We start from the raw sequence: 24,840 nt of genomic DNA on the forward strand, positions 1-24,840 counted from the left end.
CCTACGTGTGGGTTGATAGGTCCCCTAGCCATTATTTACTTTTGACTAGTGACCTGGCTCACCCGAGGTCCTGCGGCGGCGAGCGGCGGCGAGCATGACGGTCTTGATCGCTCGGTAGACCGGGCGGATCAGCCAGCCGGGCACCGTCCCGTGGCGTTCCTCCTCCCAGACCCGCGCCCGCGGGTGGGACTGCAGCAGCCGGTCGACCAGAGCCGGTGAGCCTGCCGCCGGCGCTCCGGCGAGCACGTCGATGCGGCACACGTGCTTGATGTTGGCGTACCCGTACTGCGCCGGGTTGACCAGTCGCAGCGGGGCGCCGTGATCGCCGTCGAGCGGCCGGCCACCGAGCCGATCGGCGAGCAGTACGTCGTTGGCCAGGAGGTCGTCCAGCTCGGCCACGAAGAGCTCGCCGTCGAGGCCGCGCACGCGGACGTGAGTCACGATCGTGCCTGGTGCGAGGGCGGGTGCGACGTAGCGCTGATAGACCTCGGCGAAGGCGACGCCCTCCCACTGAAGGCCGGTCACCGACCATCCGGCGACGCAGTGGAAGTCGGCGTGGAGGTCGCGACGATCCTTGCCGACGAGCTCTTCCACGGCGATCTCGATCGGCGTCGTGAGCGCTCCGCCGAACACCACCGTCGGATGTTCGGGCACCGTCGGTGGGGGCTGGTCGACACGTCGGCCGAAGCGCGGGAAGTAGTCGATGCGCCGCTGTCCGGGCGGCAGGGCGGCGCTTGGGTGGGTCGTCTCGGTCATGTCAGCCACCGTGGCAGTGCCCCGGCACGACGCGCCTCGACCTTGGGGCGCGACCACCTCATCCTCGAGGATGAGAAACAGTCGGTGGTGGCGGCTACGGTCGTGTCCATGTCCTTCGTACCCGTCACCGGTCGCGCGGTCTTCCGCCCGGCGCGGCCGCCGCGGGACTCGGCCGTCGAGTTCGTGGACTCCCGGCGGTCGGTGTCGTTGCCGATGCGGGCTGCGCTGCCGGTCCTGAAGAAGGCGTACGCAGCCACCGATCTGCATCCGTCGGTCGCCCTGGTCGCTTCGGCAGCCCATCTCGGGCTCCGGTTCGTGGCGGCGGGGCAGCTGGAGCCAGCCGATGGTTCGTGGGCGGTCCGCTACACGCCGGAGGACGAGGAGCGGGTGCGACTGCTGGCCTCCTCGCGCGCCTATGAGGATCTGGACGACGAGGCGGCCGAGCTCCTGGTGCGAGAGATCGTGGCCGCGGTCGCTGACGCTGTGCCGACCTCCGCGCCAAAGGCATCCGGGTCGAATGCGTTCCGGGAGTCGTTGCAGACCCGGTTGTCGCGCTATCGGACCGATGAGGGGCCGGTGACGGCCTCGTTGCCGTCGTTGGTGCGGCTCTCGTTCCGGGTCGAGGCGCCGGAGGAGGACCTGCTCATCGGGTCGCTGACGTTGGTGCCGCAGGTGCACGACGAGGCCGACCCGCTGCACGTGGCCGATGCCGCTCGGCTGTGGGATGAGGCCGACGACCACGGGTTCGGCCCCCGGGCGCGTACGCATGCGCAGGTCGCTCTCCGCGGTGCCGCGGAGGCGTGGCCCGTGCTCGACCGGCTGCTCGATCTGCCGGTGCCCTCGTCCCTGACCCTGGCCAGCGATGAGGTCGTCGGCCTGCTCGAGGACGGGGTCGAGTGGCTCAAGGAGCGCGGTGTCGACGTGCTCTGGCCGCGTTCGCTGTCCCGGGACCTGACGACGTCGGTGGCGGTGGACAGGGTGGCGTCCTCGTCGACCGACGCGCGTGAGGATCTGATGCGCGAGTCGCCGCTCGGGGAGAAGGGCCTCTTCGCCTTCCAGTGGCAGCTGGCGCTCGGCGGCAAGCCGCTCGATGCTGCCGAGATGGACTCCCTGGCGGCGGCCGCGGGTCCGGTGCTTCGGCTGAGAGGGGCGTGGGCGGTCGTCCATCCTTCGGTTCTCCGACGTGCGCGCAAGCGGCTGCTCAAGCGGATCAGCGGCGGGGAGGCGCTGGCCGTCGCTCTGACCGGTCAGGTGCCGAAGGAGGTCGCCGAGGCGGCGCCGGGCGAGCAGGTGATCATCGGGGCCTCGATCGCGCGCCTTCGCGACGAGGTGATCGCGGCGACCTCGGGGCCTGCTGTCGAGGTGCCCACCGGGCTGCAGGCCACCATGCGTGGCTACCAGGTCGAGGGGCTGACCTGGTTGGCCGGGATCACCTCGCTCGGGCTAGGTGGCTGTCTGGCCGACGACATGGGGCTCGGGAAGACCCTGATGACGATCGCGCTCCACCTCCATCGCCAGAAGGAGCATTCGGGGCCGACCCTGGTGGTCTGCCCGGCGAGCCTGCTGGGCAACTGGGAGGCAGAGCTCGCCCGGTTCGCTCCCGAGGTGGAGGTGCGGCGCCACCATGGCGCCGAGCGCGACATCGAGGGAGCGACCGGGGTGGTGCTGACGACGTACGGGACGATGCGGCGCGACACCGAGCTGCTCTCGGCGGTGCCGTGGGGGCTCGTCGTCGCCGATGAGGCGCAGCACGTGAAGAACGCTGCCTCCGCGACCGCAAAAGCGCTCCGCGAGATCCCTTCACACGCCCGGGTCGCCCTGACCGGAACCCCGGTGGAGAACAACCTGACCGAGCTGTGGGCGCTGCTCGACTGGTGCGTGCCGGGTCTGCTCGGGAGCCGGCTCGCCTTCCGTCGCGCCTGGGCGAGCCAGATCGAGGCAGGTGCCGACGTCGGGAAGGCGAAGGAGTTCGCATCGCTGGTCGGGCCGTTCATGCTGCGCCGCCGCAAGTCGGACCCCGGGGTGGCTCCCGAGCTCCCGCCCAAGACCGAGACCGACCACCTGCTGGCGCTGACGCGGGAGCAGACGGTGCTCTACGAGGCCTACGTGCGCGACGCGATGGCTAGGATCGAGCGGCTCGACGCCGATGACCCGCAGCGTCGCGGGCTGGTGCTCAGCCTGCTCACCGGGCTCAAGCAGATCTGCAACCATCCGGCGCAGTTCTTGAAACAGGAGGGCGGGCGGATCGCGGGGCGGTCGCAGAAGATCGACCTCCTCGACGAGCTGGTCTCCACCGTGCTCGCCGAGTCGGGGGCCGTCCTGATCTTCACGCAGTACGTCGCGATGGCCCGCCTCCTCGAGGCCCACTGGGCATCCGCCGGTGTCGCCCACCAGTTCCTGCACGGCGGCACCCCGGTCGCGGAGCGTTCGCGGATGGTCGAGCGCTTCCAGGACGGCGAGGTCCCGGTCTTCCTGCTCTCGCTCAAGGCCGGAGGGGTCGGGCTCAACCTGACCCGCGCCGACCACGTGATCCACGTCGACCGCTGGTGGAACCCGGCGGTCGAGGACCAGGCCACCGACCGGGCCCACCGCATCGGCCAGACGCGTACGGTCCAAGTGCACCGGCTCATCACCCAAGGCACCGTCGAGGAGCGCGTCGCGGAGCTGCTGCAGCGCAAACGGGTGCTCGCCGACGCGGTCCTCGGAGGCGGCGAGGCCGCCTTCACCGAGCTGTCCAACGCCGAGCTCCGTGAGCTGGTCAAGCTCGGTCCCCAGAAGCGCCGAAAACGTCGCCGGATCGCCTCATGAGCCTGGCGCTGACCTTCGCGCGCGAGCCGCACCGGCGCGGGATGGTGCGGGTCGAGTCGTGGTGGGGCCGAGCGTTCCTGCGCGCGATCGAGGAGCTGGCGTACGACGACAACCAGCTCTCCGGCGCTCGGTCGCTCGCCCGCTCGGGGCGGATCGGCGGCTTGGTCGTCGAGCCCGGCCGGTTTGCGGCGGCGGTCGATGACGAGCTCGGGTTGTGGACGGTGACCGGCACGGTGCCGGTGCTGGGCGCAGAGTCCGTCGCCGCGCTCCTGGAGGTCCTCGGCGCCGCGTCCGAGCGGGCCGAGGCGCTGCTGGCCGGCGAGCTGCCGCTGGACGTGGCCGAGCACGCCGAGGAGGCCGGGGTCGAGCTGGTTCCCTATGGCGAGGAGCTCGCGGTGACCTGCACGTGCGGGCACTGGCACGCGGTGTGCGGCCACTCGCTCGCGGTGCTGCACCAGCTCTGCTGGATCGTCGATCGCGACGCGTCCGCGCTGCTTCATCTGCGTGGGGCGGAGCGCGACGAGCTGCTGGCGGGCCTGCGAAGGGGGCAGCGTCCGGATCGGTCGGCAGGGCAGGCGGCGGTCGACGTCGCTGCGCCCGGCGAGTCGACCCGCGACCAGGTCGACGACGTCGAGATCGCGCTCGACGCGGTGCTCCGAGCACGCCACCTGCTCGAGGAGTGAGATGCCTCCGGAGCTCACGCGATAACCTCGTGCAATGACCTCGGCCCCGACGAAGACCAGGCGCGAGCAGATCCTGGACACCGCGGCCGAGCTCTTCGCAGCCCGCGGCTTCCACGGAGTCTCCGTCTCCGAGCTCGGCGCCGCCTGCGGCATCTCCGGCCCGGCGCTCTACAAGCACTTCCCGAGCAAGGACGCGATGCTCGCCGAGATGCTCGTCTCGATCTCCCAGGAGCTGCTCCGCGAAGGACGCGTCCGCGTGAAGGGTGCGTCGAGCACCGCTGAGGCGATCGAGGCGCTGATCGACTGGCATGTCGACTTCGCGCTGCGCGACCGGGCCCTGATCGTCGTCCAGGAGCGCGACTGGCAGTCGCTCCCGCACGAGGCTCGGGAGCAGGTGCGCACCCTGCAGCGGAAGTACGTCGACCTCTGGGCCGACCAGCTCCGCGATCGCAACCCGGCGCTGACCCCCGACACCGCCCGGGCCATGGCCCACGGCGTCTTCGGGCTGATCAACTCCACCCCTCACAACCGGGTTCTCCCCGAGGAGGACACTCGGGCCGTACTCGTGAAGATGGCTCGCGCGGCTTTGGGCTGACCGCGCCATCAGCGCACAGGTCGTGCTACAGGTTCGCCAGGCACGAGGTCCTTCAGCGCGTCGAGCAGTAGCTCTGCGGCAGGTGACTGGTGCTGGACCGGGGCGGCTAGGCCCGCGCTGACCGTGATCGGCGCCCCCACGAGGTCGACGAGGATCGGGCTGCCGGGCGGTGACACCGCCCTGGGCATGATCGGGTAGCCGAGAGCGTGCGTGCTCAGGTCGAGGGCGAGCTTCGGGTCTGCGACCTGCGCGCCGATCGTCAGCCGGATGCCGGCGCTTCGGGCGACGCGTTCGAGCTTGCTGCGCGCGGAGGCGCCTGAGTCGAGGACGATGAGGCGCTTGCCGACGAGCGCGCTGATCGGGACCCGCCCGCGGCTGTTCGGCGGCAGCGCGACCGCGCAGAGGGGATCATGTGTCCAGTGCCTGAACAGCGGGGACGGCTCGGCGGTGACGAGATAGCCGATGTCGAGCTCGCCTTGCTCGAGGGCGCGCTCGAGGTCGGATGACGGCGCCGACGTGATGGTCAGCTCGATATCCGGGTAGCGCGTGCTGAACCGGGCGAGGAACTCGGGCAGATCCTCGTGCGCGGCACCCGCGATGATGCCGAGCCGCACCGTGCCGCGGTGCAGGCCGGTCACCTCATCAACAACCTCGGACATTGACCGCATGTACGTGAGCGCGGACCGGGCCATCGGCAGGGCGGCGCTGCCGGCTGTCGTGAGCGTCACTCGCCGGCTGGTCCGGACGAAGAGCGCCTGACCGAGCTCCCGCTCGAGCTCCCGCACGCGCGTGCTCACCGTCGACTGCGAGAGCTCGAGCTCCGCGGAGGCCGAGCTGAAGGAGCGTCGCTCCGCGACGGCCACGAAGGCTGAGAGCTTGGCTGTATCCATCGGATATCACGATACTACGGATCCTGGCTATCGATACACCGCATCGATTGGTACAACGGATGCATGACTACGACGACTGATCCGGCCGACCCGATCGCCATGGTGGCGTTCCACTCCGCGCTCCGTCGAGACCTGCGGCGTACGCGCCTGGTCCTCGGCACCGGCGCGTCCCGTGCCTGCGAATCAAGGCTGGGCCGGCACCTTCTCTGGATGATCGAGCAGCTTCGTTGGCACCACGAGGGTGAGGACATCGAACTGTGGCCATTCCTCGCCGAACGCGACGCTCGGCTCCATCAGGCGCTGGATGAGATGCAGTCCGAGCACGCGGCCATCGACCGGCCCCTCGCGGCGTTCGAGAGCGCAGCTCGTGGCCTCGTCACAGGCTGGGGCGACGGTGACGCCGTCATCGCGGCGCTGGACGATCTCGAGGTGCCCCTCCTCGAGCATCTTCGCCACGAGGAGGAGCAGCTCCTACCGGAGGTGACGCGCTTGATGACGCAGCAGGAGTGGGACGACTTCCAGCAGCGAGCCTGGATCCGCGGGAACACACTTCCCCAATCGGCACGCTTCCTCGCGTGGTTGATCGATCGAGCGGCCTGGACGCCGGACCAGGTACGCAGGCTCGGGGTGCCGTGGCCGGCGTACGCACTCCTCATCAAGCCACTCTGTGCGGCTGTCCGAGCGGTCTCCGCGAGCCCATGGCGACGGACCACTGCCGCAGTCGTGCACCCGCTCACCGCTGATGCGTACGTCTGCGCACGATGAGGCTCATCGTGTTCGGGGCGACCGCCATCACGAGATCGCGCGACCGTCCGCGGCCCGAAACGCAGTAATGCCTCGGTAACGGCCGGTTCGTAGCGTCCCGGGTGCCCACCCCACCCCGAGGAGCACCCCTGATGCGCTTGATCCCATCACCCCACCGACGGCGGTTCGCGCCCATAGCGCTGGCGACCACCGCCGCGGTCGCGTTGCTGGCAGGGCCGTCCCTCGCCACCACCGCAGTGGCCGCGCCGTACGCCGCCAATACGTCCGTGGTCAAGGTCGACTCGGCCCTGCAGAAGGCCGTGTCCGACGGCGGCGAGGCCACGTTCTTCGTCGTCCTGAAGGACCAGGCCAGCCTGGCGCAGGCCCGCAGCATGAAGGGCAAGAACGCCAAGGTGAAGGCCACCTACGGCGAGCTCCGCTCCGCGGCCAACCGCACCCAGAAGTCCCTGACCGCCTACCTCGACGCCAAGAAGGTCGGTCACGAGGACTTCTGGATCACGAACTCGGTGCTGGTCACCGGGGACGAGGCCCTCGTCGACGAGCTCGCGTTGCGCAACGATGTCGCCGAGCTGGTCCAGGAGAAGCGCTACGCCCTGGACGTACCGGAGAGCGAGAGCGCCCCCGAGGCCGCTACGACCGCGACGCCCGAGTGGGGCATCACCGAGGTCAAGGCCGACCAGGTGTGGGCGAAGTACGCCGACCGTGGCGAAGGCGTCGTCATCGCCAACATCGACTCGGGTGTGCAGTTCGACCACCCGGCGCTCGTGGACTCCTACCGAGGCAACGACGGCAGCGGCACGTTCACGCACGACTACAACTTCTTCGACCCCACGGGAACGTGCACCGACGGCGCCCCGTGCGACAACAACGGGCACGGCACCCACACGATGGGCACGATGGTCGGCGCCGACGGGATCGGCGTCGCGCCCGGCGCCACATGGATGGCGGCGAAGGGCTGCGAGGCTCGTTCGTGCTCCGACTCGTCGCTCCTCAAGGCTGGCCAGTGGGTGCTGGCACCCACGGACCACAACGGCGAGAACCCGCGCCCGGAGCTCGCGCCCGACGTCGTGAACAACTCGTGGGGCGGCGGCCACACGACCTTCTACCAGGACACCGTCGAGGCGTGGAACGCCGCCGGCATCTACCACACCTTCTCCGCCGGCAACTCCGGCAACGGGGTGACCTGCTCCACCGCTGAGGCGCCGGGCTCCCAGGCGCCGACCTACGCCGTGGGTGCGTACGACGTCAACGGGAACATCTCGGACTTCTCCGGCTTCGGCCCGTCGCGGGTCGACGGGTCGATGGTGCCGGACATCGCCGCGCCTGGTGTCGACGTCCGCTCGACCTGGCCGGGATCGTCGTACAACACGATCTCCGGTACGTCGATGGCGGCGCCGCACGTCGCAGGCGCCGCGGCTCTGGTCATGGCCGCCGCCCCGTCGCTCATCGGCGACATCCAGGGCGTCCAGGCGCTCCTCAACGACGGCGCGATCGACGTCGATGACACCCACTGCGGTGGCACCGCCGACGCCAACAACGTCTGGGGCGAGGGCAAGCTGAACGTGCTCGCCGCGGTCGACGCCGCCCCCAAGGAGGCCGCGACCGTCACCGGCACCGTTACCTCCGAGGCCACCGGTGCCACGCTGTCCGGGGTCACCATCGACATCACCGGCAGCGCCACCCGCACGGTGAAGACCGGCTCCGACGGCAACTACACGGTCCACCTGCTGCCCGGCACGTACGACTTCTCGCTCAGCGGCTATGGCTACGCGACGCGCACCATCGCCGACGTCCGCCTCACGGACGACCAGAACCTCACCCAGGACGTTTCCCTCACGGCCGTCCCGGTCCACGCAGTGACCGGTACGGTGCTCGACGTCGTGGGTGAGCCGCTCGCCGGCGTCAGGGTCGCGGTCACGGGCACGCCCGTGGACGCAGTGACCACTGACGCCGGCGGCGGGTTCACGCTGCCCGAGGTCGCCGAGGGCGACTACACGCTGACCGCAACGCCGTCCGAGCCGGTGCTGTGCAACGGCGAGTACGCCGCCACGCTGACCGTCGACGGTGACGAGACCACCACGGTCGAGCTGCCCGCCCGCACGGACCGCTCGGGCCACTCGTGCGCCCCGACCGCCTACGGCTGGGTCGCGGGCAAGTCCCGTGTCGCCCTCAGCGGCGACGAGGACGCAGCGACCATCGCGCTGCCCTTCGCCGTGGACTTATATGGCGTGACGTACAACCAGGTCGCGGTCACCACCAACGGCCTGCTGAACTTCCTCTCCCCGCGCGTCGGCGACTACGCCAACGACGCGCTGCCGTCCAACGAGGCGCCCAACGGGATCGTCGCGGCCTACTGGGACGACCTCGCGCTCGACAAGAAGTCCCAGGTCACCACCGGCACGGTCGGCAAGACCGGTGACCGCCGGTTCGCAGTGGTGTGGAGCAACGTGCTCGTCGCAGACGGCTCCGGTGACCGGGTCACCTTCGAGGCCGTCTTCGCCGAGGCGGACGACTCGGTCACGCTGCAGTACCAGTCGGTGCCCGCCAGCGGCACGGGCGCCACCGTCGGCATCGAGAACCAGTTCGGCTCCGACGCCCTCCAATACTCCTTCGACCAGCCGGTGCTGACCACCGGCTCGGCGATCCGCTTCGCACAGGGAGACCAGTGATGAACCACCGGACCACGAGACGGGGCATCCGCCTCGCCACCACGCTCGCGGCCGCGAGCCTCGCGGTGACGGCCGCCCCACAGGCGGTCGCCGCCGATGCCAACGGCGACGGCGCGATGAAGCTCACCAGCGACCAGGTCACCGAGTTCGCCGAGCGCGTCCAGGTCGACGTCCACGCCGAGGAGGTGGCGTCCCGACCCGCCGAGCGGGACGACGCCGCCGCCCTGGCGGAGGCCGAGGCCGACGGCACTGTCGACGGCACGACCGATGGCAGTGCAGAAGGCGGTACGGAAGGCGGCGCCTCCACGCAGGCCGAAGGTGACCCCGTCACCTTCACCGAGGAGTCCGCCCTCGAGGGCGTCCAGGGGATGGGCGTGACCGCAGACGCCGGCTCGGGCGGTGACTACTTCACCCTGCACAGCCTCGGCAACGTACAGCGGCACGCGGCCGACGGTGAGACCACCTGGACGCGCACCACCCGCTCGTTGTACGCCGAATGGGGCGTGCGCAGCTGGCGGGCGTGGGAGAAGGAGCTCTACGGCCCGCAGCTCGTACTCGGCTACAACGCGGTCAGCCCGTTCACGCCGGCCTCCGACCAGGGGTACGCCACCGGCGACCTGTCCGGCGACGGCGTGGACGATCTGGTCTTCTCGACCGCCATCGGGATGTCCCCCGTCGCCTGGTCGGCCAAGGTCGGCACGTACGTGACCATCCTGGACGGCCGCACCGGCGACACCTTGTGGTGGAAGCTCTATGACTACGCGGCACAGGTGAAGGTCACCGACGGCACGCTGTTGGTCGCCGACTCGCCCGCCCTCAACGGGCGCGGCTCCGGCGGCTCCGCCACCCTCACGGGCACGAAGTTCGAGCGCGCCGCGGACGGTGTGCTAACCGCGGCGGCGACCTGGACGTACGACGTCGGGACCGCGCAGCCGGCGACCTGGGCGGCCATCGAGGACCTCGGCGGCGGCGAGATCGCCGCGGTATGGGACCTGCGCAAGACCGACACCACGGCCGCCCGCGGCCGCACCCTGGTGGTCGATGTCGCCACCGGCTCGGTGCGTTGGCAGACCGACAGCGACCTCTACGGCCGTCAGCTGCACCTCGATGCGGATCGCGGCCGCCTGGTCGCCCTGGAGCAGGCCGACGCGACCGACGCGGTGCGCTACCAGATCGCGTCCTACGACCTGGAGACCGGCGCACGCACCGTGCACGACACGCGGGTCAACGCGCTGCCGACCGCGATGACGATCGGCGACGTGTCGAAGGGCGGCGGCGACGAGTACGTGGTGAGCGAGTCGACGCTCACGCCGTACCAGTACGTGAACGCGGCGACGGTCCGCGTCCTCGACGGCGATTCGCCGGACACGGCGTTGTGGTCCCACACCACCAAGCGCGCCGCGGACAACTCCCACGACGGACCCAGCAACTGGGCCCTGTCGGTCGTGGACGGGTCGCTCGTCGTGTCCTCGCAGGACGACCGCGACCTGAACACGGCCGCCAACTACGGCGGCCTCCAGTACGGCACGCTCACCGCCCTGTCCGGCAGTGGCAAGGTGCGCTGGCAGCACGACGGAGTGACGGCGTCACCGATGGCCCACGAAGTCGTCGGATCCGGCAAGCGCGTGCGGACGATCGACCTCCAGCAGAACGTCCGGACCTATGGCCTGGGCAACGGCAAGGAGACCGACCTGACCCCGCTGCAGGGCGACCTCGCGTACGCCCAGGCCGTCGAGGTGGACGGTGACGGCCTGCCCGACGTCGTCGCCGGCGGTGCGTCCCACGGTGTCTGGGCGTGGTCCGGGACGTCGCTCAAGGACGGCGAGCCACGGCAGCTCTGGCGGGCAACGGTGCCCGGCCAGGTGCACCGGATCGAGACCGGTGACGTCGACGGTGACGGTGACGCGGAGGTCGTGGTCGCAGCGGACACCGCGACCTCGGTGCTCGACGCCGCCACCGGCAAGATCGTCGCGACGATCGACGGCGGCGGGCAGTACGTCCGCTCGATCACCGTGGCCGACCTGGACGCCGACGGTGCCGACGAGATCCTGGTGCCGACCGACGCGCTGCGGGCCTACCGCGGAGACGGTCGCGCCCTGTGGACGTACGCGGCCCCGCAGGGTGCCGGCGACGTGGTCTTCTCCGACACGGTGGTCGCCGACGGCCGGGTGCACACCCAGTACAGCAGCTTGGGTTCGCTGGACCGGGACGACTCAGCGCAGGACGGTGTCGCGCTCGACGCCTCGGACGGTGCCGTGCTGTGGACCGCGGACCCGGTGGCCCCGGCCGCGGCGGTGGACGACCGGCTGCACGGTGCTCTGCTCGACCAAGCGGTGTTCTCCTCGCCGAGCATTCCGTACGCCGACGGGCACGCGGTCGTACACACCTGGATGATCCGGAGCACGATCCCCGGCGTCCCCAACTCGCCGGTCAGCCCGCGCGTTGTCATCGAGATCCGGGACGGGCGCACCGGGGAGCTGCTGCACCAGCGGGTCGGCGGTAGCCCGTGGTCCCACGACAACTTCTTCGCCGACGACGAAGCCGGTGTCCTCTACCAGCTCAGCTTCGCCAACTTCTTCGGTTACCTGGCGGGCGGCGAGGAGACGCTCGCGTCGGTGACGGCGAGCCTGCGGAGCGCGGGCGCGATCAACGGACCCGATGGACGTCGGCTGGTCGGCGGTGGCACCGAGGCCGGCCTCGCCGTGTACGACTGGTCGCTGCTGTCGAGCGGACGCATCTTCGCGTCCGGTGTCGGAGGTGCTCTGCTGTACGGCGGGCAGAACTTCCTCGCCGCCGACCTCGACGGCGACGGGGTCGACGAGATGCTGTCGTTGAACTACGACGACTTCGGTGTCTTCCGCACCTCGTCGCTGCTCGGGGGCGGCGCATTCGCCCTCGACGACGGCATCCACCAGATGTCGACGTACTCGCTGTCGTAGCCAGCACCATCGGCGTCCTGCCCCACCCCGGGTCAGGACGCCGATGGGCTCGCTGGCCCTGGGACTAAAGTGGCGCTCCGATGGACGAGCGGCACCACCCAACAGCACCCCTGCTGCGGCTCCACCTCCTCGACGGGTTCAGGGTCACGCGCGACGGCGGCCCTCCCCTCCCGGAGAAGTGGACGCGGCCGAGCGCGCGCGCCCTCGTCAAGCTCCTCGCCGTGACACCGGACCACCGGTTGCACCGGGAGCAGGTCATGGAGATCTGCTGGCCCGGAATCGACGCGCAGGCCGCTCTCGGCAGCCTGCGCGTCGCGCTGCACGCTGCCCGCCACGCGCTCGAGCCGGAGCTGGCGCCGCGGGCGGCATCGTCGTACCTGGTGGCCGACGGGCCGATGCTCGCGCTCGACCCGAAGACCGTGTGGATCGACGTCGACTGGGCCGAGGAGGCGGGGCTGGCCGCGCTCGCTGCGGCCGACAAGGCGGACGACGCCGATATCGCCCGCGCGCTGGCACTCTTCACCGGCGACCTGTTGCCCGAGGACCGCTACGAGCCGTGGGCCGAGGAGCGGCGTGACCAGGTCGCCGAGCTGCGCGATCGGCTCCGGCTGCGGCTCGCGACGGTCCGGCTGACCGCCGGCGAGCCACGGGACGCGGTGGCACTGGCCGAGCAGGTCCTGGCCGGCAGTCCGGCCGACGAGTCGGCCCACCGGATCGTCATCGAGGCAGCGCTGCGCCAGGGACTGCGGCGGCTGGCGGTCGCGCAATATCACCGGTGCCGCAGGGCCATGGACGTCGAGCTCGGCGTACGTCCTGGCCCCGCGATCGAACGGCTGCACCGCGAGGCCCTCACCGAAGCGCCCGCCCGGGTCCCGGCCGCGCCAGGCCTGCCCGCGCCGGTGCAGGCGGCTCTCGCCGCACCATTGCGTGGTCGCGAGACGGTGCTGGAGCGGCTCGCCGTGCCCGGCAGACCGCCCGTCGTGCTGCTCACAGGCGAGGCCGGAGTGGGCAAGACGCGGCTCGCAGCCGAGGCCGCGGCCCGTGCGGCTGCGTCGGGAGCCGCAGTGCTGTGGGGTGTAGGACGCGAGCCCGAAGGGGGAGCGCCCTACGGGATGTTCGCCGAGGCCCTGGACCGGTGGTTCGCCGGGTGCGACGGGGCCGAGCGAGCCGACGTCGGCGCGGAGTACCCGGAGCTGGCGGCGCTGCTGCCATCTCTGGGCCAGGTGCCGGCGGACGGCGAACGCACGCCTGAGGAAGAGCGGGACGGGCTGTTCCGGGCCGGCGCGCTCGTGCTCGGCGCGCTTGCCGCCGAGCGGCCAGTGCTGGTCGTCCTCGATGACCTGCAGGCCGGCGACACGGGTACGTTCCGGCTGCTCGGCCACCTGGCCCGCCACGCAGCAGATCGTGGGACCGATCTGGGGTTCCTGGCGACGTACCGCGCCGAGGAGCTCTCCGACGGCGACCCGCGCCGGAAGGTCATCGCGTCCTTGGTACGCCAGGGCCTGTGCGCCACCGAGTGGCTCGACGGGCTCGACGAGGAGGCGTGCGTGGCCATGGTGCGCGACGCGGTCCCGCCGGCCGACCGGAACGACGACACGCTCCGCCGGGCGTGGCGGCTCTCCCGGGGAAACCCGCTGTTCGCGCTCGAGCTGGCCCGCGGACCGGGTGCCGGTACGCCGGGGGTCCCGGACTCACGGGCGCCGGACGGGGTCGGGCAGGTGGTGGGCCTGCGGCTCGACCGGCTCGACCTGGACACCCGGCGGATCGTGGAGGCGATCGCCGTCGTCGGCGGGGAGGCGGCGCTCACCGAGCTGATCGACGTCGCGCGCCATGGTCTGGAGCCTCCGATCGCCGGCAGCTCCGTCGCAGACGCCGTGGAGCGCGCGATCGCCGCGTCGCTGATCGAGGAGCGACAGGTCGTGGTGTCGGGCCACGGGGAGGACGGGCTGGCGTTCCGGCATCCCGTGGTGCGGCTGACCTGCTACGAGCGGCTCAGCGGGGTCCGCCGGCGACAGCTGCACGCCGCTGTCGCCGAGGCCGTGCTGCGACGCCGCCCGGATGCCGTCGACACGCTCGCGGTCCACCTCGCCCGCGCCGACGACCCGCGGGCGGGCGAATACCTGCGCCGCGCCGCCGAGCGCGCTGCCGCGCTGTATGCCAACGACGCCGCCGACCGCTACTACCGCGACCTGGTGAACCGGCTCGACGTGGACGCAGCCCGGGCGCGGCTCGCGCACGGCCACGTGCTCTACCGGATGGGGCAGTTCGGTCGTGCCGCGGAGACGCTCCGGCTTGCGATCGACGAGCTCGGCCGGCGCGGCGAGGAGTCCGAGTGCGTGCTCGGGACCGCGCTCCTGGCGCAGACGCTCCTGCGGTTGGGCGAGGTCACAGAGGCCGCCGAGGTGCTGCAGGCCCACCCGCCGCGTGCCGGAGTCGCCGCTGAGGCGGCCGCGAACCACGCGCTCGCGTGGTCCATCCTGCTCCGGTTGCAGGGGCGCTACGCCGAGGGACACGACGCCGCCCGTCGCGCCCTGAGCGCGGCGGAAGAGGTTCCCGGCGCGGCGAAGTACGGCCTGGTCGCCCGCGCCCACGCCAACCAGGCGAGCAACCTCGGCCTGGCCGGCCGCTTCGCCGAGTCCCGTGCGGCCGCGGACCGAGCCCTGGCTCCGGCAGAGACCTACGGAGAGCCGACCCTGCTCGGCGCCGTCCTGTCCACGCTCCGCGAGAACGCCCGGCGCCACGGGCGGCTGCGACGCGCTGTCGAGTTCGGCGACCGCGCCCTCGAGCTCGCCCTGCGCTCCGGCGACCCGTCGTCGGCTGCGTTCGAGCGTGCCAACCTCTCCGAGATCCGGTTGCTGCTCGACGAGGACGACGCCGCGCGGGAACTGGCCGAGCAGGCGGTGGCCGCAGCGGAGTGGGAGGAGACCTGGTGCCTGCCGTACGCGCTGGCAGCGCTCGCGGCGGTTCGCTCCGAGGCGGGCCGGCACGATGATGCCGCAGGGCTGCTGGCCAGGGCCGAGGAAGCCGTCACCACGGCCGGTGACCTTCAGGCTCGCCTGGTGGTGCGAACGGCGCTCGCCGAGCATCACCTGGCCACGGGAGAACCGGAGGCTGCGCTGGCGATCATGGCTGAGACCACGGACGGTCCCGTGCTGGTGGCGCGGGCGCAGCTCGCCGCCGGGCGCATCGGCGAGGCGCGCCGCGTGGCCGCGGCCGAGGTGGACCGGGCCCGCCAAGCCGGGGAACACCTCGACGAGGTCGACGCCACGGTGGTGCTCGCCCTGGCGACGTCGCACGGCGGGCGCGACGCCGAGGCGGTGGATCTGCTGGCCGCAGCCGAGCGGCTGGCCGAAGACCTGCCCTACCCCGCCGGCCTTCGACGGGTCGTCGAGGCGAGGCAAGCTCTTGTCACCACAGGTTAATAACCGTTAACCTCGACCCCATGGCGGCAAACCTGCGGGAGCTCACCGACGAGCTGCGAGAGCGGCTCGAGCGCGTACGGCAAGGGGGGAGCGAACGCTCCCGGCAACGGCACACCGACCGCGGGAAGCTGCTCCCGCGCGATCGGGTGGACGGTCTCCTCGACCCCGGGTCACCGTTCCTGGAGGTGAGTCCGCTGGCGGCGTACGGGATGTACGACGACGGGGACGAGTGGGCGGTGCCGTCGGCCGGCGTGGTCGCCGGGATCGGGATGGTCGCCGGCCGCAAGTGCATGATCGTGGCCAATGACGCGACCGTGAAGGGTGGCACCTACTACCCGCTGACGGTCAAGAAGCACCTGCGGGCGCAGACCATCGCGGCCGAGAACAACCTCCCGTGCATCTACCTCGTCGACTCCGGCGGCGCGTTCCTGCCGAAGCAGGACGAGGTCTTCCCCGACCGCGAGCACTTCGGGCGGATCTTCTTCAACCAGGCCAACATGTCCGCCCGCGGGATCCCGCAGATCGCCTCCGTGATGGGGTCGTGCACCGCCGGTGGCGCCTACGTTCCGGCGATGAGCGACGAGACCGTGATCGTGCGCGACCAGGGCACGATCTTCCTCGGCGGGCCGCCGCTGGTGAAGGCGGCCACGGGCGAGGAGGTCACCGCCGAGGAGCTCGGCGGCGGGCTCGTCCACGCGACCAAGTCGGGCGTCGTCGACCACCTGGCCGACGACGACAAGCACGCGCTCGAGATCGTTCGCGGAATCGTCTCGACTCTGCCGGAGCAGGAGACGCGGACGACGACTTACGACGAGCCGGTCGAGTCCCCCGACACGCTCGCTGACGTGGTGCCCGCCGACACGAAGACCCCCTATGACGTACGCGAGGTGATCCGCCGCATCGTCGACGGGTCCAAGCTGCAGGAGTTCAAGGCGCTCTACGGCGAGACGCTGGTCTGCGGGTTCGCCCACATCGAGGGGCAGCAGGTCGGCATCGTCGCCAACAACGGCATCCTCTTCTCCGAGTCGGCGCTCAAGGGCGCCCACTTCGTCGAGCTGTGCAACCAGCGTGGCATCCCGCTGGTGTTCCTGCAGAACATCACCGGGTTCATGGTCGGCAAGGAGTACGAGAACAAGGGCATCGCCCGCGACGGCGCCAAGCTCGTCACCGCCGTCGCCTGCTCGGTGGTCCCGAAGTTCACCGTCGTCATCGGCGGCTCCTACGGCGCCGGCAACTACGGCATGTGCGGGCGTGCGTACGACCCGCGCTTCCTGTGGATGTGGCCCAACGCGCGGATCTCGGTCATGGGCGGCGAGCAGGCCGCATCGGTGCTCGCGACGGTCGCCGGCAAGCCGGACGACGAGGAGTTCAAGGCGCCGATCCGGGATCAGTACGAGACCCAGGGTTCTCCCTACTACGCCACCGCGCGGCTGTGGGATGACGGCATCATCGACCCCGCCGACACCCGACGGGTGCTGGCGATGGGGCTCGCGGTGGCGGCGAACGCGCCGACCCCCGAACCCCGCTACGGAATCTTCAGGATGTGACTGGAATGTTTGAGTCTGGGATGTTCGAGAGTGTTCTGGTCGCCAACCGCGGGGAGATCGCGCGACGCGTCTTCCGCACCTGTCGTGAGCTGGGGATCCGGACGGTCGCGATCTACACCGCGCTCGACGCGGACGCGCCCCACGTACGCGACGCCGACGAGGCCGTCGAGGTCGCGTCCTACCTCGACGCCGATGCGGTGGTCGCGGCCGCCGCGGAGGCAGGTGCCGAGGCCATCCACCCGGGTTACGGGTTCCTCTCCGAGCGGGCCGAGTTCGCACGCGCGGTGGCGAAGGCGGGGCTGACCTGGGTCGGTCCGACGCCCGAGGTGATCGAGCAGATGGGTCGCAAGGATGCGGCCCGGGAGATCGCTGTCGCTGCCGGCGTACCTGTGGTTCCGCGCGGCGAGGACAGCCCCTACCCGCTGCTGGTCAAGGCCGCGGCGGGTGGCGGCGGCAAGGGCATGCGGATCGTCCGCTCGCCGGAGGAGCTGGACGAGGCCCGCGCGGCGGCCGCCCGCGAGGCGCTGAGCGCGTTCGGCGACGAGACCCTACTGATCGAGAAGTACGTCGAGCGTGGCCGTCACATCGAGGTGCAGGTCTTCGGCGACACCCACGGCAACGTCATCCACCTCTTCGAGCGGGACTGCTCGGTCCAGCGTCGCCACCAGAAGGTGATCGAGGAGGCGCCCGCTCCGACGCTCACCGACGAGCAGCGGAACCTGGTCCTGACCAGCGCCGTCGCGCTCGCTCGCCAGGTCGACTACACCGGCGCCGGGACGGTTGAGTTCCTCCTCGACGAGGCGTCCGGCGAGGCGTACTTCCTGGAGATGAACACCCGCCTCCAGGTCGAGCACCCGGTCACCGAGGAGGCGGTACGCATCGACGGCGCCGCCGCCGATCTCGTCGCGCTCCAGCTCCGGGTCGCTGCCGGTGAGCCGCTGGGCATCGCCCAGGACGACGTACGCATCGACGGCCACGCCATCGAGGTCCGGGTCTACGCGGAGGACGCCTTCGAGGGCTTCCTGCCGCAGGCCGGCCGCACCTCGATCGTGCGCTGGCCCGGGAGCGCTCGTGTGGAGCACGCTCTGGAGGGCGAGCAGGTGGTCAGCACCGCCTACGACCCGATGCTCGCCAAGGTCATCGTCCACGGCGCCGACCGCGAGGAGGCCCGTACGGCGATGGTCAAGGCGCTCGACGCGACCGCCGTCCTCGGACTGACCACCAACACCGGATTCCTGCGCGTGCTGGCCGCCTCCGACGCCTTCCGCGACGCGGAGATCGACACCGCCTGGCTCGACCGCAACGAGGTTCCCGCACCCGACCCCGAGGTCCCGCGCGCTCTCGTCGCCTGGGTCAGCGCGATGCTGTCGGCGGCGTCGGACACCACGACGCCGTTCCGTGCCGACGGCTGGCGCCTCGCCGGCTCTCCCGCGCCGACCGTCGTCGACCTCGACCGCAGCGTCACCGTCGACCGCCCCTCCGGCCGCGTGGACGACCATGTGGTTCGGCAGCTCAGCGCGGCCGACCACGTCCTCGTGGCCATCGTCGACGGCGTACGCCACTGGGCGGTCATCAACGTCCAGCCCGGCCTCGCCGAGATCGTCCACCAAGGCCACCGCTTCGACTTCTCCCCGCCCGACCGCGTCGCCGGCGCCGCCGCCCACCACAGCGACGGCGCAGTCGAGGCCAAGATGCCCGGCACCGTCATCGACGTACGCGTCCAGGTCGGCGACACCGTCGACGAAGGCCAGGTCCTCGGTGTCATGGAGGCGATGAAGATGGAGGTCTCCCTCAAGGCCCCGTTCGCCGGCACAGTGACCGTGGTCGGTGCGTCAGCGGGATCCCAGGTCCCCCTCGGGTCCGAGCTGTTCGTCGTGGAGCCGACCGATGACTGATCTCCCCGCAGTCGTACGCCACGACGACCTGCCCAGCAGGATCACGATCTACGAGGTCGGTGCGCGTGACGGCCTCCAGAACGAGAAGACGGCGATGGACACCGGCGTCAAGGCAGACCTGATCACCCGCTTGCTCGACGCCGGGCTGAGCCCGGTGGAGGCGACGAGCTTCGTGCACCCGAAGTGGGTGCCGCAGCTGGCAGATGCCAAGGAGCTGATGACGGAGCTCGTCGACAGGCTCGGCGACGGGGCGAGAGAGCTCCCCGTCCTCGTCCCCAATGAGAAGGGTCTCGACCGGGCGCTCGAGCTGGGGCTGCGGCACATCGCGATCTTCGGCAGCGCGACGGAGACGTTCGCCAACAAGAACCTCAACCAGACCTTCGACGGCCAGTGGGCGATGTTCGAGCCGACGATGAGCCGGGCGAAGGACGCGGGGATGACCGTCCGCGGCTACCTGTCGATGTGCTTCGGTGACCCCTGGGAGGGTCAGGTCGAGATCGCGAAGGTGGTCGAGGCGGGCAAGCGGCTCCTGGACCTCGGCGCCGACGAGCTCAGCCTGGGGGACACGATCGGCGTCGCGACCGCCGGCCACGTGAAGGCTCTGATCCAGGCGTTCGGCGACGCGGGCGTCACGACCGACCGGCTCGCGCTGCACTTCCACGACACGTACGGCCAGGCCCTGGCCAACACCCTCGCCGGCCTCCAGTCCGGCGTGACGACCTACGACGCCAGCGCAGGTGGCCTGGGCGGCTGCCCCTATGCCAAGTCAGCCACCGGCAACCTGGCCACCGAGGACCTGCTCTGGATGCTCGACGGCCTGGGGATCGAGCACGGGGTCGATCTCGACAAGGTCGCCGACACGAGCAGCTGGCTCGCCAGCCACCTCGGCAGGCCGAGCCCCTCGGCCGTCGTACGTGCCTTGCGGTCCTAGCTGGCGACACGCCCTAGACTGCACCTAAGAGTGACGGCCGGGTGACAAAAGACGGTCCGCCGCGACAATCTCTACTAACTTGGTGCAGAATAGCGGGATCATGGCGCGCAAAGTCTTCCTCCACGTCGGCGCTCCGAAGACGGGCACGACGTACCTCCAGGACAGGTTGTTCCACAACCGGGTGTCCCTGGAGAAGCATGGCGTCTTCTATCCGGTCGGCGGCCAGCCCGACTTCTTCCGGCCGGCGCTCGACCTGATCGACCGTCCGTGGGGCGGGATGAGGAAGACCGTCCACGGCGAGTGGGACACGTTGATCAAACGGGTGCGCCGCGACGAGTCCGAGACGATCCTGATCAGCCACCACCTCTTCGCCGGGGCCCGGCCCGACCGGGTCGAGAAGGCGATGACCGACCTCGGCGAGGGCGGCCGCACCGAGGTGCACATCGTCTACACCGCCCGCGACATCGCGCGCGTGCTGGCGGCGGAGTGGCAGGACCAGGTGCAGCGCGAGCGCAAGGTCACCTTCGCGCGCTACCTCGAGCGGATGCAGATGGCGAAGCAGTCGCGCTCGGCCGCCTGGTTCTGGCGTACCCACGGCCTGCCCGACGTGCTCAGCCGGTGGGGTCGCAACCTGCCGCCGGAGCGCGTGCACCTGGTCACCGTGCCGCACGACGGAGCGCCGAGCGAGCTGCTCTGGCGCCGGTTCTGCGAGGTCGTCGGGATCGAGGAGTCCTGGACCCCGATCGACAGCGACCGCCACAACCAGTCGCTCGGCCGCGCCGAGGCGACGCTGCTGCGCCGGCTCAACGCGCGGCTCGAGTCGCAGGAGCTCCCCCGCGAGGACTACCGCCACATGGTCACCGAGGTGATCGCCAAGCGCACCCTCGCCCACCGCGAGGGTCGCGAGCGGGTCACCATGCCGCCGACCGCCTTCGACTGGGCCGACCAGGTCGCCGACTCGTGGATCGAGTGGGCCGAGCTGGCCAAGGTCGACATCGCCGGCGACCTCGACGACCTCCGCCCGCAGCGGCCCGACGCCGACGTCGAGTGGATCGACCCGGACGCGCCGCGCACCAAGGACGTCGCCGACGCGGCGATCGACGCCCTGGTCGCGGTCGTCGTCGAGGCCGCGCGCACCGACCCGCCCCAGCGTCCGGTCGCCTCCCGCGCCGCGAACCTGATGCGGCGGGTCAAGGGGCGACGCTCCTGATGCCGGCTGCACCCACCAGGGGTTGGGGTTGGGCTGCGCACCTGCGCGAGGGCGGTACGACTCCTTGGGCATCCTGGTCCCAGCCCGCCACGCCCTTCACGACCGACCACCTGCCGGGTGCCGAGATGCTCGAGCTGCTGCGACGGCTCAACGAGGTAGGTCCGTCCGAGCCTGATCGGGTGGACGCCCTGCTGCGCACGAGCCCGCCCGGCCGAGGCCGCCGCGACCTGCCGCTGCTCGGGGACACCGAGACGAGGACGTACGGCCCGCTGCCGGTCGATCCGGCGGCGCTGTCGGAGCGAGAGCTGCTGAGAGCGGCGAGCGTGCTGCTCGCCGAGGACCTGCTCGCCACCGCGGAGACGGCGCCTGCGCGGCGCCCGCGAAGATGGTCTCGCCGGCCCAAGAAGTCGGAGCCAGAGCAGCAGAAGTTCCCCTACCGCCTGGTCGGTTCGCCGTGGCTCACGCTGCCCATCCGCGAGGAGCTGGAGCGGCAGGGAAGGCTGCCCGGCGCCGATGGCTACACCGTCTACGTCCTCGGTGGCCCGCTGGACGAGATCGCCGCCGGCGCGTGGAGGTTCCGCACCTTCACCAACCGGGTCAACCCCTGGCACATCTGGATCCGTGACGCACAGTGGCGAGGCTGGCTCGGCCCCCGCGCCGACCTGCCCAGGATCGCCCGTTGGTGGGCCCGACGGGTCGGGAAGGACCGCGTCGAGATCGTCACCGATCCAGCCCTGCTGCCCGGCCTGCTCGGCGTGGACAGCCTGCCCGGCCCCTGGTCGATCTCGGCCGAGGGCAACGAGGTCGCTCGCGTGATCGGGCAGGTGCTCAGCGTACGAACCGATCTCGAGACCCAGCGGAAGCTGCTGTTCGACCAGCTGCGACCGCGGTTGGAGAAGCTCGAACCGCTCGTTCCGGACGCCCGGGAGGTCGGCGTCCCTCCGGAAAGTTTGCCTTGGCTCGAAACACAGGCGCGGGCCCAACGTGATGCATTGGTAGAAGCCGGATACGCTCTCCACGGAGACCCTGACCGGCTGCTCCCCTCGGGGGCGGCGACGCAGGGTCCCGACGAGTGCCGGGCGTTGGCGCTCGCGTTGTCATTGCTGGCGGGGCGTTCCTAGAGGAGTAGAACGTTGGAGACTGGGCGGCGCGTGCTGCTTCATGTCGGCACCCCGAAGACGGGCACGTCCTATCTTCAAGACGTCCTCTTCCACAACCGGGAGTCCCTCGCCGAGCAGGGAGTCCACTACTTCGCCGACCGCTTCGACGCCCACTTCCTGGCGGCCCTCGACCTGATGGACCTGCCCTGGGGCGGCATCGAGGAGGAGGCGACCGGCGCCTGGGACGCACTCGCCGAGAAGGTGCGAGCCGTCCAGAACGGCACCGTGATCATCTCCCACGAGATCCTGGCGAGCGCGTCCTGGCAGCAGGCCAAGCACGCTTTGGACTCGCTGGGCGACTCCGAGATCCACATCATGCTCTCCGCGCGCGACCTGGCCCGGCAGATCCCGGCCGAGTGGCAGGAGAACGTCAAGCACCGCTCGGTCGTGACCTACGCCGAGTTCCTCGAGGAGATCCGCGACCCCGCCCGCGAGGGACGGATCGGATCGTGGTTCTGGGGCGTCCAGGAGCTGCCCGACATCCTCGACCGGTGGACCCAGGGCATCGCGCCCGAGCGCGTCCACCTGATCACCGTCCCGCCGCCGGGGTCGTCCTCGTCGCTGCTGTGGGAGCGGTTCTCCACCGCCTTCGGTCTCGACGACCTGACCATCGACTTCGAGGGGATCGACCGCGGCAACCCGTCCCTCGGTGTGCCCGAGGCGGCGCTGCTCCGCGAGATCAACCTGGCTGTCGTGCCGGTGCTCGAGCCGGCCGACTACCGTCCTTTCGTACGCGAGTTCCTGGCCCACCGCACGCTGGCCAAGCGCCGCGACTCCGCGCGCCTGGCGCTCTCCCCCTCGATCCTGCCGTGGGTCGAGTCGCTCTCCGAGAGCTGGGTCAAGGCGTTGTCAGGACGTGGCTACGACGTGGTCGGTGGGCTGGACGAGCTGCTGGTCCCCGCTGACCTGGCCGACAAGCCGTTCGTCGACCCGGACACGATCTCCCCGCGCGAGGTCCTCGACGCCGGCGTCGCCACCATCGACGCGCTGCTCCAGGAGGCCATCCGGCTGCGCAAGTCCGAGGCCCGGCTGGAGGACGAGGTCGGTGAGCTGCGCGCCGAGCTGGAGCACACCCGGTCGCTGGTGCCGAAGCAGCGCGCCCGCGAGGGTCTCGAGCGGCGCTGGTGGGGCCGCGCGGTCCTGAAGGTCTACCGCCTCGTCCGCCGCTAGAGGAGCGCCTCGAGCCGTCCCGCGGCGCGGGCACGGTCGAAGACGTGCACCGTGTCCCAGGAGCCGTCGGCGTCACCGAAGGTCGCCGCCGTCAGCAGCCGCGGCTGGTCATCGGTCCAGCGGTGCCAGTGGCGCTCGAAGGCCTCCGTACGGACCAGCCGTCCGCGCTCGTGCTGCCCGTCGATCGCTGCGACGCGCGGCACGTCGATCATGACCAGCGACGTACGCCAGCCGCGGGCGTGGGCGATCCACCCGAGCAGCTCGCGCCGGCCGGGCCGGGTGGCCGGGTCATGGACGAGGAGGGTGTGGCCACCGGGGGTCGGGCCGAGCAGGACCAGGACCAGGGTCGCGATCGCGTGCCACAGATGCACCAGCGGCCGGTAGAGGCGGTAGGGAACCTCCGGCAGCCGCGCCGCGAGCCAGCGCCCCGGGGTCTCCGGGTCGAGGGTGCGTACGTCGGGACGCCGGTCGGCCACGTCGCGGATCAGCGTGCTCTTGCCGGCGCCGGGTACGCCTCCCAGGAGGAGCAGGTGAGGTCTCACCTCGACCCCGGCAGCGCGGGCGGGGCTGATCGGGGCGTACGTCGTGTCGAGGGTCATCTGCTGTTCCTCCCAAGCGGACACCAACAGTGTGGCGTTCCGTGCTCTGAGGAACGTTGGACGGACCTGTGAAGTTCCTGTGAGCCGGGCTCAGCCGTTGTCGGGGTGACGCGGCAGCAGCTCGCGCGAGGCGTAGCGACCGATCTGGTAGGTCATCCACCCATCTGCCCCTCCGCCGACGACACCGCCGACCAGCGGAATCCGCTTGGCGGCCATGGAGATCATGCCCCTGCCGGTGACCCGGCTGAGCAGCTCCTGGGCCACCTCCGAGGCGACGATGGCATCGATCGCGCGGTCGTAGGTCGGAGCGGTCGCGATGGCCATCGGCGGAGCCGGGATCTTCTTCTCCTGGATCTGCTTGCCGACCTTCTCCTCGCTCAGGAGGGTGAGCAGGATGGCGTTACGCACCCGAGGATCGGTCAGGTCGTAGCCACGGAGATGCGCGATCGCGGCCACCATGCGGCACTGGATGATGGCCATCCCGGTGATGTTGGCCGGGAGCGTGATCGCCTGGGTGACCAGACCGCCGATGTTGGTCGCGAAGCCGCCGACACCGGCCAGCCGCACGTGGTTGTCGATGACCTGCTTCACCGCGAGCTCGACGTCGTTGTCGTGGTCCTTGAGGTGCTTCTCGGCGGCTGCGGCCGCTCCCGGGAGCGGGCCCACCCCGACGATCGCGTGGTGCAGCGCCTGCCGGACCACGGTGGTTGTCACGCCGGGCGCGGACTGGATGACCTTGGGTGCGAGCCGGCCAGCCGCACTGGTGAGCACTGCCATGGGACCGATCATGAGCCAAATCTT

17 protein-coding genes are annotated in these 24,840 nt (G+C 71.0%); 13 read left to right on the forward strand and 4 right to left on the reverse strand.

All coding sequences use genetic code 11. The features are described from left to right. Nucleotides 1-45: 45 nt before the first annotated feature. Nucleotides 46-756, reverse strand: a complete 711-nt coding sequence (locus tag ABZY89_RS16145; RefSeq protein ID WP_355228750.1) for a molybdopterin-dependent oxidoreductase — start codon at nt 754-756, stop codon at nt 46-48. Between the two features lie 108 nt (nt 757-864). Here ABZY89_RS16145 and ABZY89_RS16150 point away from each other — a divergent pair, with 108 nt between their 5' ends. Genes ABZY89_RS16150 through ABZY89_RS16160 form a run of 3 tightly spaced genes read left to right on the forward strand, consistent with a single transcriptional unit; the run spans nt 865 to nt 4,842 of the window. Next, nucleotides 865-3,564, forward strand: a complete 2,700-nt coding sequence (locus tag ABZY89_RS16150) for a DEAD/DEAH box helicase (protein WP_355228752.1) — start codon at nt 865-867, stop codon at nt 3,562-3,564. Then, on the forward strand, nt 3,561-4,247 hold the full coding sequence (locus ABZY89_RS16155) for a hypothetical protein (RefSeq protein ID WP_355228753.1): 687 nt from the start codon (nt 3,561-3,563) through the stop codon (nt 4,245-4,247). The genes ABZY89_RS16150 and ABZY89_RS16155 overlap by 4 nt, the downstream gene beginning before the upstream one ends. Before the next feature lie 34 nt (nt 4,248-4,281). Beyond that, nucleotides 4,282-4,842: a TetR/AcrR family transcriptional regulator gene (locus tag ABZY89_RS16160; protein ID WP_355228755.1), complete on the forward strand. Its 561-nt coding sequence runs from the start codon at nt 4,282-4,284 to the stop codon at nt 4,840-4,842. An 8-nt stretch (nt 4,843-4,850) separates the two neighbouring features. Here ABZY89_RS16160 and ABZY89_RS16165 read toward each other — a convergent pair whose 3' ends face one another. Next, nucleotides 4,851-5,732 carry a LysR family transcriptional regulator gene (locus tag ABZY89_RS16165; protein WP_355228756.1) on the reverse strand — a complete coding sequence of 294 codons (882 nt, stop codon included), beginning with the start codon at nt 5,730-5,732 and terminating at the stop codon, nt 4,851-4,853. Between the two features lie 63 nt (nt 5,733-5,795). Between ABZY89_RS16165 and ABZY89_RS16170 the strand changes: the two genes are divergently transcribed. From ABZY89_RS16170 to ABZY89_RS16215, 10 genes are all read left to right on the forward strand, one after another. Beyond that, complete coding sequence (locus ABZY89_RS16170) at nt 5,796-6,497, forward strand: hemerythrin domain-containing protein (RefSeq protein ID WP_355228758.1); 702 nt, start codon at nt 5,796-5,798, stop codon at nt 6,495-6,497. Between the two features lie 131 nt (nt 6,498-6,628). Beyond that, nucleotides 6,629-9,166 carry a S8 family serine peptidase gene (locus ABZY89_RS16175; protein ID WP_355228760.1) on the forward strand — a complete coding sequence of 846 codons (2,538 nt, stop codon included), beginning with the start codon at nt 6,629-6,631 and terminating at the stop codon, nt 9,164-9,166. After that, nucleotides 9,166-12,105, forward strand: coding sequence for a VCBS repeat-containing protein (locus ABZY89_RS16180; protein WP_355228761.1), 2,940 nt, complete (start codon nt 9,166-9,168; stop codon nt 12,103-12,105). Before ABZY89_RS16175 ends, ABZY89_RS16180 begins: the two co-directional genes overlap by 1 nt. A gap of 80 nt (nt 12,106-12,185) precedes the next feature. Beyond that, nucleotides 12,186-15,527: an AAA family ATPase gene (locus ABZY89_RS16185; RefSeq protein ID WP_355228763.1), complete on the forward strand. Its 3,342-nt coding sequence runs from the start codon at nt 12,186-12,188 to the stop codon at nt 15,525-15,527. Between the two features lie 20 nt (nt 15,528-15,547). After that, a complete protein-coding gene (locus ABZY89_RS16190; RefSeq protein WP_355228765.1) occupies nt 15,548-17,074 on the forward strand; it encodes a carboxyl transferase domain-containing protein in 1,527 nt (508 codons plus the stop codon). A gap of 20 nt (nt 17,075-17,094) precedes the next feature. Then, nucleotides 17,095-18,969, forward strand: a complete 1,875-nt coding sequence (locus ABZY89_RS16195) for a biotin carboxylase N-terminal domain-containing protein (protein WP_355228767.1) — start codon at nt 17,095-17,097, stop codon at nt 18,967-18,969. Next, on the forward strand, nt 18,962-19,900 hold the full coding sequence (locus ABZY89_RS16200; protein ID WP_355228769.1) for a hydroxymethylglutaryl-CoA lyase: 939 nt from the start codon (nt 18,962-18,964) through the stop codon (nt 19,898-19,900). Before ABZY89_RS16195 ends, ABZY89_RS16200 begins: the two co-directional genes overlap by 8 nt. Before the next feature lie 100 nt (nt 19,901-20,000). Next, a complete protein-coding gene (locus ABZY89_RS16205; RefSeq protein WP_355228770.1) occupies nt 20,001-21,110 on the forward strand; it encodes a hypothetical protein in 1,110 nt (369 codons plus the stop codon). Continuing rightward, a complete protein-coding gene (locus ABZY89_RS16210) occupies nt 21,110-22,231 on the forward strand; it encodes a hypothetical protein (protein WP_355228772.1) in 1,122 nt (373 codons plus the stop codon). Before ABZY89_RS16205 ends, ABZY89_RS16210 begins: the two co-directional genes overlap by 1 nt. A gap of 30 nt (nt 22,232-22,261) precedes the next feature. Beyond that, complete coding sequence (locus ABZY89_RS16215; protein WP_355228774.1) at nt 22,262-23,440, forward strand: hypothetical protein; 1,179 nt, start codon at nt 22,262-22,264, stop codon at nt 23,438-23,440. On the opposite strand, the gene ABZY89_RS16220 is transcribed toward ABZY89_RS16215, so the two are convergent. Together ABZY89_RS16220 and ABZY89_RS16225 are read right to left on the reverse strand one after the other, a co-directional pair. Next, entirely contained in the window at nt 23,437-24,039 is a 603-nt protein-coding gene (locus ABZY89_RS16220) for an AAA family ATPase (protein ID WP_355228776.1), read from the reverse strand. The genes ABZY89_RS16215 and ABZY89_RS16220 overlap by 4 nt on opposite strands. A 90-nt stretch (nt 24,040-24,129) precedes the next feature. Beyond that, nucleotides 24,130-24,816 carry an EcsC family protein gene (locus tag ABZY89_RS16225; protein WP_355228777.1) on the reverse strand — a complete coding sequence of 229 codons (687 nt, stop codon included), beginning with the start codon at nt 24,814-24,816 and terminating at the stop codon, nt 24,130-24,132. Between the last annotated feature and the right edge of the window lie 24 nt (nt 24,817-24,840).

The sequence above is a fragment of the Nocardioides sp. NPDC006303 genome (assembly GCF_040613175.1).
Classification (GTDB): domain Bacteria; phylum Actinomycetota; class Actinomycetes; order Propionibacteriales; family Nocardioidaceae; genus Nocardioides.